Below are 12,342 nucleotides of genomic sequence, written 5' to 3'. Positions count from 1 at the left end.
ATGGAAAAGGTATTGGAAGTAAAAGACCTTCATGTTTCATTCAAAACGTACGGCGGTGAGGTAAAAGCTGTCCGTGGGGTCACTTTTGATTTACATAAAGGGGAAACTTTAGCGATTGTAGGGGAGTCCGGCTGCGGGAAAAGCGTGACTTCCCAAAGTATCATGAGACTGATTCCTGAACCGCCGGGCAAGTTTGATGGCGGATCCATCCTTTTTAAAGGGAAGGATCTGACGAAACTGAGGGATCCTGATATGCGGAAAATTCGCGGATCAGATATATCAATGATTTTCCAGGATCCGATGACTGCATTGAATCCAACCTTGACAATCGGTGATCAGCTGACAGAGGGGATTCTCCAGCATATGAAGCTGTCAAAGGAGCAGGCAAAGGAAGTAGCGGTGCAGATGCTGGACCTGGTTGGAATCCCGAGCCCTCATGTTCGCCTGAAACAATACCCGCATCAATTCAGCGGCGGCATGAGGCAAAGGATTGTCATTGCCATGGCGCTGGTTTGCCAGCCGGAAGTGTTGATTGCGGACGAACCGACCACAGCACTTGACGTGACGATTCAGGCACAGATATTAGAATTGTTCCGTGATATACAGAAAAAAACAGGTGTCTCGATTATCCTGATTACTCATGATCTAGGAGTTGTTGCACAGGTCGCTGACCGGATCGCCGTTATGTATGCTGGCAAAATTGTCGAAACAGGGACAAGGAGAGAGATTTTTTACAACCCACAGCATCCGTATACAAAAGGGTTATTGAACTCTGTTCCTCGGTTGGATGTTGACGGTGCTGACCTGGTACCGATTGGCGGGACACCGCCAGATTTATTTTCTCCGACAGTGGGCTGTCCTTTTACTGCTCGCTGTCCATATGCAATGCAGGTTTGTGACAAAGTCTACCCTGCAGCAACCAAGCTTTCCGACAGCCACGGTGTGGACTGCTGGCTGCAGGATGAGCGAGCGAAAAAATTTATTGCAAGCAGATAAGGTTCAATCAGGCTAATGCCTTTTTGATATAAATTTAGATCAACATAAGGGGGAAACAGAGTGAAGAAGTTTTTAACCATGCTCATGGCAGCACTGCTTGTGTTCACGATGGCTGCATGTACCGCGAACGATAATGCAGGTAAAGAAACAGAAGGTAAAGACAATGGGGAAGCAGGAGAGGAAAAAGTCCTTTACCTGAACAACGGACAGGAACCAACATCCTTTGACCCGCCAATCGGCTTTGATTCAGCTTCTTGGAACGCATTGAACAATCTGATGGAAGGTCTTACTCGTCTAGGTAAAGATCATCAGCCAGAAGCTGCTACTGCAGAAAAATGGGATGTATCTGAAGATGGAAAGACATACACATTCCACATCCGTGAAGATGCAAAATGGTCCAATGGTGATGATGTAACAGCAAAGGATTTCGAATTTGCCTGGAAGCGTCTTTTGGATCCAGCAACTGGTTCTGCTGCGGCATTCCTTGGCTATTTCATTGAAGGCGGAGAGGAATTCAACAGCGGAGAAGGTTCTGCTGACAATGTAAAAGTAAAAGCTGTAGATGACAAGACGTTTGAAGTTACGTTAACAAGCCCGCAGGCATATTTCTTAAGTGTCATTGCCAATCCTTCATTCTTCCCGATCAATGAAAAGGTGGCAACAGAAAATCCAGAGTGGTTCTCTGAAGCAAAATCGTTCGTAGGGAATGGTCCTTTCAATCTGGCAAGCTGGGAGCATGATACAAAATTCGTCATGGAAAAGAACGACCAGTACTGGGACGCAGAAAACGTAAATCTTGACCGTGTTGAGTGGGCGATCGTTGATGACACAAACACAGAGTATCAAATGTATCAGGCTGGGGACCTTGACGTTTCTGATGTTCCGGCAGAACTGAGTGATAAGCTTTTTGAAGAAGGAAAGGTTCAGGTTGAAGATCAGGCTGGAGATTATTTCTACCGCTTCAATGTTACGAAGGAACCATTCCAAAACGTGAATATCCGTAAAGCGTTCGCACTTGCAGTAGACCAGCAGAAGATTGTTGACTTTGTTACAAAGAACAAAGAAAAAGCTGCTTATGGCTTTGTATCTCCAGGATTCCAGGATCCTTCAGGCAAGGATTTCCGTGAAGTGAATGGAGACTTCAATAAAACTGATGTAGAAGAAGCAAAAGCATTGTTAGAAAAGGGAATGGAAGAAGAAGGCTATACTGAACTACCTGAAGTAACCTTGACGTACAGCACAAGTGATGTCCACAAGAAAATCGCTGAAGCATTGCAGCAAATGTTCAAAGAAAACCTTGGCGTAGAGGTCAAGCTTGCGAACATGGAATGGAATGTATTCGCCGAAGAACAAAAAGCACTGAAGCACCAGCTTTCCCGCAGCTCGTTCCTTGCTGACTATGCTGATCCAATCAACTTCCTGGAAAACTTCCAGACTGGCCACTCCATGAACCGTACTGGCTGGGGAAATCCAAAGTATGATGAGCTGATTCAACAAGCAAAGAATGAATCTGACGAAGCAAAACGTTTTGACTTGATGTATCAGGCAGAAAAAATCCTGTTTGACGAAGCACCAATCTTCACAGTCCACTTCTATAACCAGGTTTATCTGCAAAATGAAGTAGTTTCTGATGTTGTCCGCCATCCGGTTGGATACCTTGAATTAAAATGGGCAGATAAGAAGTAATTTTTCTAAGAAAGAGGTGTTCATCTTGGAACACCTCTTTTTTACTAGTACATACTCTTTAAAAATATCTTATAACATATGAGTTGTTATTTCATGGCAAATCCCAGCTAGTATTTACCGAAAAGAGACGGAGCACTGATTTTGGGGCAAAGCAGAGCTGTTGCTTTTACCGAAAGAGTCCATGAACTTAATTTGGGGCAAAGCAGATATCCATTTTTTTGATTCAATAAAAGGGTAATAATCCACAATAAAGGGAGTTGATTAACATGCCAATCAAACCTGAGCGATTGAAAAAGGGCGACACTGTGGCTGTGGTAGCTCCAGCTAGTCCGCCTAATAAAGAAAATTTGAAGCGCGGATTGAAATTCGTTGAGGATTTAGGGCTCAATTATAAATTAGGTAAATCGCTGTATGCAGAATATGGCTATCTTGCCGGGAATGATGAAGATAGATTAGCTGACTTGCAGGAAATGTTCCTCGATAATGAAATCAAAGGGATTATCTGTGCTGGCGGCGGTTATGGCACAGCACGAATTGCCTCAGCAATAGACTATGACGCTATTAAAAATAATCCTAAAATCTTTTGGGGCTACAGCGATATTACATTCTTGCACACTGCAATCAGGCAGCAGACAGGAATGGTAACCTTTCACGGTCCAATGCTCGCTTCAGACATAGGCAAAGAAGAGGTCAATCAAATTTCCAAGGATACGTTCCAGCAATTGTTTGCACCAACAGACCTGAATTATAGTTCTGCGATTTCGCACATTGAAGAACTGGTGCCTGGATCGGCCGATGGTTCATTGGTTGGAGGAAACCTCTCACTTCTTTCAAGTTCCATGGGCACACCGTTTGAAATTGACACAGAGGGAAAGATCCTCCTAATAGAAGATATAAATGAAGAGCCACGGGCTGTTGACCGAATGCTGAATCAGCTATATATGGCAGGGAAGCTTCAGGGATCAGCCGGGATTCTTATTGGTGATTTTAATAACTGTGTACCAGAAAGGGAGCTGTCTTTATCTCTGGACGAAGTAATTGACCACTACATTAAACTTGCCGGAAGGCCGGCGCTTAAAGGGTTCAATATGGGGCATTGCAGTCCCCACATTGGTGTGCCGCTTGGTACCGCTGCCTCTATGAATACCAAAGAAAAAACGCTATTTGTCGAGAGCGGGATCAAATAGAACCAAAGGAGATAGAGTTATGATTATTGAACAAATCGAGACCTTCCGCAATGCTGTCCCTTTGAAAAAGCCGTTTAAAACCGCACTCCGCACAGTTACTGTTGCAGAAGCCATTTTTGTGAAAATCACGTGTGATAACGGGATTACGGGCTGGGGTGAGGCACCGCCTACTCTGGTTATTACCGGGGACAGCCTCTTAAGTGTCGAGGGTGCAATCCATGACGTGATTAAGCCATTTATATTAAAAAAGAACCTATTGAACTATGAAGCTGTTTTCCAGGGATTAAAAACCATCCTTATTAACAATACGAGCGCAAAGGCTGCGGTTGATATGGCATTATATGACTGTATCTCTCAAAACTGCGGTCTCCCGCTTTATCAATTCCTTGGAGGCTACAGAAACGAAATTGAAACTGATTTTACCGTAAGTGTCAACAGCCCTGAAGAGATGGGTGAAGATGCTGTTCAATATGTAAGCAATGGATTCAACGTACTTAAGGTTAAGGTAGGAATCGGTGAAATCGAAACGGACATTGCGAGGATCCAGGAAATCAGGCACAGGGTTGGCAATGATATTAAAATTCGGCTTGATGCGAACCAGGGGTGGAAACCGAAGGATGCAGTCAGGGCAATCCGAAAAATGGAGGACCTTGGACTTGATATTGAACTGGTTGAACAGCCAGTTAAAGCAGAAGACCTAGATGGTTTAAAGCAGGTAACTGATTCAGTAGATACCTTAATCATGGCCGACGAAAGTGTATTTTCACCTAAACAGGCATTTGAGGTGATCAGAAGGAGAGGCGCGGACCTCATTAACATTAAATTGATGAAGTCAGGCGGTATTTATCAGGCTCAAATGATTAACCAAATGGCTGAAACCGCCGGGATTGAATGCATGGTTGGGAGCATGATTGAAACAAGGCTGGGAATTAGCGCCGCTGCCCACTTCGCAGCAAGTAAGAAAAACATCACTCGTTTTGATTTCGACGCGCCATTAATGTTGGCAAATGAGGCGATCCTGGGCGGGATACAGTATAATGGCAGGAAAATCACACTTCCGGACCAGCCAGGTCTTGGAATAGAAGAGGTTCTTTCAGAAGGAGGAAATTCCAATGGAAAGCAATAACATTTGGCTAGTCAATGTGCCGGTGGCGACTTTATGGACTTCACATGATTCAGCGAGGGAAATCGACACGGATGTAATTTCAGGTACACCGAACATAGAGAAATGGCTTGAAAAGCTTACCTATGAGCCGCGGCTCCAATTGTGCGATGATAATCTGGTTCAATCACAGGTTTTATTCGGCCAGGAGGTCTTGATCATTGATGAAATGAATGATTGGGCACATGTTATTCTCCCAGACCAGCCATCCGGAAAAGATAGCCGAGGATACCCAGGGTGGATACCAAAGGATCAGCTGATTCAACAATCAGATTGGTATATCAAGCAAGGGCCATTAGCTGTGATAACTGCTAAGAAAGCCCTGCTATATTCCGAAAAGAACGAAAAGCTGATGGAATTAAGCTACCAGACGATTTTGCCAATTGTCGAGGATATAGTAGATCGAATCCGTGTTAAGACACCAACAGGTATCGGGATCTTGCGAACTGAGGATGCAACAGTAATCCCTGCGGGAAAGGATATTACTAAGAAAAATGGGGCCGCCATTGTGGCTGCTGGCGAGCAGTTCCTCGGACTGCCATATCTTTGGGGCGGAATGAGCAGCTATGGCTATGACTGCTCTGGCTTTAGCTATAATATGTGCCTGGCAAATGGTTATATCATTCCGCGGGATGCTCATGAACAAGCGGCTGCGGGCAAACATGTTCATCTGACTGACATCCTGCCAGGAGACTTGCTTTTCTTCGCCTATGAAGAAGGGAAAGGCAGAATCCATCATGTCGGGATTTATTATGGAGACGGAAAGCTTCTCCATTCACCTAATACAGGAAAGAATATTGAAATCATTTCTCTTGAAGGAACAATTTACGAAAAAGAACTCTGTGCAGCGAGACGCTACTGGATTGATACGGAGGAATAATCATGGAAAACGAAGTTTTATTAAGTGTTAAAGATTTAAAGAAGCATTTTAATATGGGGAAAAATGAAACTCTTAAAGCTGTGGATGGTATTTCATTCGATATATACAAAGGCGAGACATTTGGCCTTGTTGGTGAATCTGGCTGTGGCAAATCCACTGCCGGAAGAACAATGATCGGACTTTATGACCGTACAGATGGAGAAGTTGTTTTCAATGGCAAAGATGTACATTCGCTTTCAGAGAAAGAGAAGTTCCAGTTCCATAAGCAGATGCAAATGATCTTCCAGGATCCTTATGCCTCACTCAACCCGCGTTCTACAGTAAAGGAAATTATATCTGAACCGATGGAGGTCCATGGATTGTTTCCAAACAAAAAAGAACGCTTGGAGAGAATTTATCAGCTGCTGGAGGATGTAGGTTTAAATCGCGACCACGCGAACCGTTATCCCCACGAATTCAGCGGCGGGCAGCGGCAGAGAATCGGGATCGCAAGGGCTCTTGCGCTTGATCCTGATTTCATCATAGCGGATGAGCCAATTTCCGCTCTTGATGTGTCAGTCCAGGCACAGGTCGTCAACCTGCTTAAGCGGCTCCAAGAGGAAAAGGGCTTGACTTATCTATTCATTGCTCACGACCTTTCAATGGTAAAGCAAATCAGCAACCGGATTGGTGTTATGTATCTTGGACATATCGTTGAGCTTACAGCCAGTAACCAGTTATACAAAAAACCGCTCCATCCTTACACACAAGCTTTGCTGTCCGCCATACCGATACCAGATCCGGATGTGGAAGACCAGCGGGAGCGAATCATCCTGCAAGGAGAACTGCCAAGCCCAATGGATCCGCCGAGCGGTTGTGTTTTCAGGACCAGATGTCAGCACGCAATGGATATCTGTGCCCAAAAGAAACCAGTCTGGCAGGAGATTGACAAAGACCATTTCGTCGCCTGTCATTTATATGATGAACATTTAGATGGAAAATCAAATAAAGAAATGCTGGTCAATATCAGATAAGGAACAGAAATGACATGAATATAGATGATTTAAGAGATAAACTATTAGAAGAACTCGCTGGGTGCAAAGGCCGGGCGAGTTTGTTTTTGGAAATTGAAGAAGAAGTAGTAGAAATTAACAGCAATGATGTATACCAGTCTGCAAGTTTGATTAAACTGCCGATTTTATTCGAGGCTTTGAGACAGATTGATGAAGGCGCACTGCAAAAAGAGAGCCAATTGGCGATTCAAGAAGGAGACAAAATTGGTGACACCGGTGTTCTTCAGGCTATGAGGGTCAAACAACTGCCAGTGTTGGATTTATTGTCCCTGATGATCATCGTGTCGGATAACTCGGCTACTAACCTGATGATTGATTTGCTTGGCAAAGACTCTATTAACGCGACTATATTCAGGCTGGGAATGAGGAATTCTATATTGCAGCGCAAAATGCTGGATTTCAATGCCATTCAATCCGGCAATGACAATTTTACATCTGCCGCTGATATCGCGCTATGTCTGAAAGAAGCAGTTACTGAAGGTTCACTAAAAACACAATCCCGTAACACGTTCCATTCACTTCTTCTACAGCAACAATTTAAAGAGAAACTGCCAGTTTATATGGATGACTCTCTATTAAAAATCGGTAATAAGACAGGAGAACTTCCCGGTGTCGAACACGATTGCGGTATAATAACCTATGGAGAAAAGCAGGCATTTATTGTTGTTTTGATTGATAGTCTTTCAGAAACGGAATCAGGAAAAGCGACAATCCGACAAGTCGGGAAGCACATAAACAGCTTTATACAAGGCGTTTCGACAGCATCCAAGTATAATTGATAGTTTTCGATAGTAATTTGTTATCATCTGCTAGCAATCAGATAGCTTATTGTTCGAAGGGTTTACTTGATATTTGGATAGTAATTGTTCTAATTGCCTTATTGAATATCAAAATCAAGAGATTTAGAATGATTATGTATCAATTTTGATTTTGCAAGGAGAAATGAAATGACGGTAAAGGAAAGCAGGACCGGGTTAAATAACCTGGATGCAGCTGCCAATAATCTATCACCCTTTTTTGAATGCATACATAAAAATTCATTGATTCTTTCCATAGATGAAGGCGGCACTCAATTGCTTGGTTATAAATATCCTGGGGAGTTGGTAGGGAAATCAATTTTCTCCTATTTATCCAGTACGAGCAAAGAAACAATCACAAACAGAATCACTGCGATAGAACAAGGGTCGATTCTGGAAGGAAGTATAATGAGTTTCTCGATTAACGGCATACCGATAGATTTGGAGGTTCATTCCGAAAACACCATTTTTAATGGGGAAGCTGCAATTAGAACTTGCCTTCGATTCATCACACCAGTTACCGTTGATAATGAAAACCTGGAAGAGGCCGGCTCACTGGTCCTTAGCGCAAATAAAGGAATCGTCATCACCAATCCAGACGGCAAAATTCAAGCTGTAAGTGAATCTTTTACTCGATTGACAGGTTACCTTAAGGAAAATGTCATTGGTAAAAATCCGCGGATATGGAAGTCGCACAGCTACACACCAATTTTTTATAAGAGAATGTGGGACTCAATTTTGACAAGAGGATGCTGGGAAGGCGAGTTATGGAACAAACGCAAAGATGGCAGCCATTATTTAATGAAGGTGAATATCTTCTCGATTTTGAATGAAGAAAGAGACCTGGTACATTACTTGGCTGTCTATACTGATCTTTCCGAAGTGGAAAAACTCTCTCAACAGCTCAAAGAACGCGAGGAACAATTCAGGACACTTGTAGAACTTATACCGAATGCCATCATTCTGACTCAATTTGAGAAGGTGGTTTATGCTAACCCACACACTGAAGCTTTATTTGGCACAAACCTAAAAGAAATAATTGGGAAACCTGTTCGTTCTTTTTTTCATGGCCATCCGAACATCATTTCTAAATTGGATTTTAATGAAAAGTCAGTCATCAGCTTTGAAGAACAGTTGAAAATGGGAGATTCTTATATTGATATTGAAGTTTCATCTTCTTTGATTACCTATCAAGGAGAAAAAGCTGCTCTGACTGTTATAAAGGAAATAACAAAGCGCAAGAGCATGGAAAGAGCTCTGCGTGAAAGCGAAGAGCAGTATCGCTTTATCGCTGAAAATTCTTCAGATATGATCGGAAGACTTTCGAGTGACGGAAGCATTGTTTATATATCTCCTTCGAGCAAGAGAATCTTGGGATATAGAAATGATGAATTGATTGGAACGAATCTTTTTGGGAAAATTCATCCAGAAGACCGCCAGATCCTGCTTGAGCAATATGGAAACCCTAGAGAATTAAGCGGTATCGTTACTTCAAGTTATAGGATGCTGCATAAAAATGGCGACTTTATATGGGCTGAGACTACAGTAAGACCGGTTAAGGACAAATCAGGAAAGTCTTCAGGCATGATGTTCGCCACAAGGGACGTGACGGCAAGGAGGACAATTGAAAATCAATTAAGGGAAAGCAATTCCCTACTGAGGAAGCTTTCGTCTCTTGATGGATTGACCGGAATATATAACCGCCGGGCGTTTGACGAGTTCCTAAAGACTGAATGGGCTTTCGCTTGCAAACATGGAACTCCTATATCCTTACTTCTCCTGGATATCGACTATTTTAAAAAATATAATGACACTTATGGGCATATACAGGGAGATGAGTGTTTGAAATCAGTTGCCCGTCATCTTGAAGCATTCTTCCACGACAAAGGGTATTTTGCTGCAAGATTTGGGGGCGAAGAATTTGCTGTAGTCTTGCCTAACACGGATGTACAGAAAGCATCTCATTTAGCCGAAGATTTCCAGTCAACCATCCGGGAGATGAAGATTGAACATGCAAACTCCAAGGTAAGTGAAATCGTTACAATCAGTATTGGTGTATCATGTGTCAAGCCGTTGAATCCAGAAGAAATGAAACGGATACTCGAATTTGCGGACCGCGCGCTATACAAAGCAAAGCAAAATGGGCGAAATCGAATTGAAGTATGTGATAGTGCGAAGAATAAACAGTTCTAAGCTAATTAACAGGCTCCATCGTCTGCAGAACGATGGAGCCTTTGCTTTTTTACAGAGCTTTTTGCGCTAATTTTACTTTCTCCTGGTCAAGGCTATATTTTAGAGACCACATTAAGAACAAGAATCCGAAAGCAATATACATGATCCCGCCGAACATCCCCACCAATCTTGGGTTGAACCATTCCAGCGCTAAGCCTGTAAAGAACATTGAGAACCCGATGAAAGTATTAGATAGCATACTCGTGATACTGAAGTACATTCCGTGCCATTTTGAAGGGATAGTATCCATTGCCACCGTGTCGAGAAGTGTGTTGCCGACTCCGCTGAACACTGCGGTCATGCCAAATAGTGCAGCGGCCAGCCAAAAGGATTTTGTCTGGCTTATCGTCGTCAAGAACAATCCTTCGCAAATAATACATATAAAAGAAAATAAAAGAAATCTATTTTGGATCATCCTTGTTAATAATGGGCTGATAATCAACCCCAGGCCCAGCACACTGTAAAAGATGCCCACTCCCAGGTCAGCTTTTACAAACGTCTCGACAGCATACACGCTTATTAACACGTTCTCAATCCCATTAATCAGCGGGATAATAAGTTCGAACATCATTAGCAACAACAGGAAAGAGGAAGCTGCAATAACGGGCAGCAGTTCAGGATACTTTTCATGTTTTGGTTTAATGATCAAGTCATTTTCTTTCTTAGCCTCAAGGGAAGGCAGTGTCGATAAAATCCAGCCAGCGGCAAGGAAGGATACAATATTTAGCAGAAATGCTGCTTTCGCTCCCAGAAAATATGAGATAACCCCGCCGCTTAATGCTCCAATTACTAATACAAATCCGATTAATACTTGTTCCCAGCCATTTACATCTTTTAGTGACTTCGAGGAAACCATGGCAGGGATGCTTGATTTTCTAATGGGTGAGTAGATGGCTTCTCCAGAAGCCAACAGGAAGGAGGCAGCATAGACAATCCACATATCATCAGGATTATCGACCGCTAGAAACGATAATGCTATGACCGCTCTGGCTAAGTCGGTAACGATCATGATTGTTTTTCTTCCGTATTTTACTCCAAGGCTGCTGCTCAAAGGGCTGAAGAATAAAAATGGAATCATCCTGAGAGCCATTGTGATCCCGACAGAGAAGCCAGAACCAGTCATTTGCAGAATGAGGGCCAGCAACGCCACCTGGCTGAACCGGTCACCAATGCCATTAATTATTCCAGCGAAGAATAGTTTCCGGTAGGATTTCTCCAGACTAAATGTTTTAAACATAGTGTCCTCCACTAATACAATTATATATATATCTAATTAGATTATAGTCTAATCTTTTGGTGAAAGGAACTGTTTTTTTTTCGCTGTCTGGAAAAGCATCTAACAGATGGTAAATTTCTTGCCCAATTTTTACGAAAAATGTATTCATAAAAAGTAAAATGCTATATAATGATTTTCGTATTTCTGAAATTTTGAAGTCAAAATGTAATTTTTATAGATTCAGGGGGAATGATGGATGAAAATGAGAGTTTCAGCAGTCCAGTACCATCTTCACACGATCAAGTCGTTTGAAGAGTTTGCTCTGCAATGTGAGCATTATGTAAAAACAGCACAGGAGTATGGATCAGAATTTGTTTTGTTTCCTGAGTTCTTTACTACTCAATTATTATCAATCGGCAGTGAGCAGGGTACGAGGCTTACCATCAATGAACTTCCCGGTTTTACCGAACAGTACTTAAACCTGTTCCAGAATTTCGCCCTGGAAACAGGCATGCACATCATTGGCGGAACACATGTCATTGCACGTGAAGGAAAGCTCTATAATGTCGCGCACATGTTTTACCCGGATGGGAGAATCGTTGAGCAGGCGAAGCTTCATATCACACCAACTGAGGTGAATGAATGGAATATGAGTGCAGGTGAGGATTTCAGGGTATTTGATACAGACAAGGGTCGCATAGCGCTCCTGACTTGCTATGATATTGAGTTTCCCGAAATCGTAAGAATGGCAAAAGCTAAAGGTGCAGATGTCATTTTTGTTCCATCCTGTACAGATGATCGCCATGGTTTCCATCGTGTCCGCTATACCAGCCATGCACGGGCAATTGAAAACCAAGTCTATGTCGTTTTGACTGGAACAGTAGGCTCGTTGCCAACCGTAGACTTTATGCGTGCTAATTTTGGCCAGGCGGCAGTGATTACGCCTAATGATATCCCGTTCCCTCCAAAAGGCCTTCAGGTCGAAGGAGAACTTAATGATGACATGATTGTAACTGCCGACCTTGATTTGGAACTATTATACGAAGTGCGTGAGCGAGGTTCGGTCACAACATGGCGCGACCGCCGCACTGATCTTTACCCAGACTGGGAACAGACAGAAAAAATATAAAATGA

10 protein-coding genes are annotated in these 12,342 nt (G+C 42.9%); 9 read left to right on the top strand and 1 reads right to left on the bottom strand.

The genetic code is table 11. The annotated features are described in order from the left end of the window. The 8 genes from J7I80_RS22205 (at nucleotide 1) to J7I80_RS22170 (ending at nucleotide 9,953) form a co-directional block, all read left to right on the top strand. Entirely contained in the window at nucleotides 1–996 is a 996-nt protein-coding gene (locus J7I80_RS22205) for an ABC transporter ATP-binding protein (protein WP_214741489.1), read from the top strand. 60 nt (nucleotides 997–1,056) lie between these two features. Further along, complete coding sequence (locus J7I80_RS22200) at nucleotides 1,057–2,682, top strand: peptide ABC transporter substrate-binding protein (RefSeq protein WP_353050146.1); 1,626 nt, start codon at nucleotides 1,057–1,059, stop codon at nucleotides 2,680–2,682. 266 nt (nucleotides 2,683–2,948) lie between these two features. Next, on the top strand, nucleotides 2,949–3,869 hold the full coding sequence (locus tag J7I80_RS22195; protein WP_214741487.1) for a S66 peptidase family protein: 921 nt from the start codon (nucleotides 2,949–2,951) through the stop codon (nucleotides 3,867–3,869). 19 nt (nucleotides 3,870–3,888) lie between these two features. Next, nucleotides 3,889–4,995, top strand: coding sequence for a mandelate racemase/muconate lactonizing enzyme family protein (locus J7I80_RS22190; protein ID WP_214741485.1), 1,107 nt, complete (start codon nucleotides 3,889–3,891; stop codon nucleotides 4,993–4,995). Then, complete coding sequence (locus tag J7I80_RS22185; protein ID WP_214741483.1) at nucleotides 4,982–5,911, top strand: C40 family peptidase; 930 nt, start codon at nucleotides 4,982–4,984, stop codon at nucleotides 5,909–5,911. Before J7I80_RS22190 ends, J7I80_RS22185 begins: the two co-directional genes overlap by 14 nt. Before the next feature lie 2 nt (nucleotides 5,912–5,913). After that, a complete protein-coding gene (locus J7I80_RS22180; protein ID WP_214741481.1) occupies nucleotides 5,914–6,924 on the top strand; it encodes an ABC transporter ATP-binding protein in 1,011 nt (336 codons plus the stop codon). A 14-nt stretch (nucleotides 6,925–6,938) separates the two neighbouring features. Beyond that, nucleotides 6,939–7,742: a serine hydrolase gene (locus J7I80_RS22175; RefSeq protein ID WP_214741479.1), complete on the top strand. Its 804-nt coding sequence runs from the start codon at nucleotides 6,939–6,941 to the stop codon at nucleotides 7,740–7,742. Nucleotides 7,743–7,910: 168 nt separating this feature from the next. Next, nucleotides 7,911–9,953, top strand: coding sequence for a sensor domain-containing diguanylate cyclase (locus tag J7I80_RS22170; RefSeq protein ID WP_214741477.1), 2,043 nt, complete (start codon nucleotides 7,911–7,913; stop codon nucleotides 9,951–9,953). A gap of 49 nt (nucleotides 9,954–10,002) precedes the next feature. On the opposite strand, the gene J7I80_RS22165 is transcribed toward J7I80_RS22170, so the two are convergent. Beyond that, nucleotides 10,003–11,229 carry an MFS transporter gene (locus J7I80_RS22165; RefSeq protein WP_214741475.1) on the bottom strand — a complete coding sequence of 409 codons (1,227 nt, stop codon included), beginning with the start codon at nucleotides 11,227–11,229 and terminating at the stop codon, nucleotides 10,003–10,005. Nucleotides 11,230–11,464: 235 nt separating this feature from the next. Between J7I80_RS22165 and J7I80_RS22160 the strand changes: the two genes are divergently transcribed. Further along, nucleotides 11,465–12,337, top strand: coding sequence for a carbon-nitrogen hydrolase family protein (locus tag J7I80_RS22160; RefSeq protein WP_214741473.1), 873 nt, complete (start codon nucleotides 11,465–11,467; stop codon nucleotides 12,335–12,337). Nucleotides 12,338–12,342 lie beyond the last annotated feature (5 nt).

This window comes from Bacillus sp. ISL-41 (genome assembly GCF_018613235.1).
Classification (GTDB): Bacteria; Bacillota; Bacilli; order Bacillales; family Cytobacillaceae; genus Mesobacillus.
The sequence above is the reverse complement of the archived record's forward strand: the minus strand, read 5'-3'. Positions and strand labels throughout refer to the sequence as shown.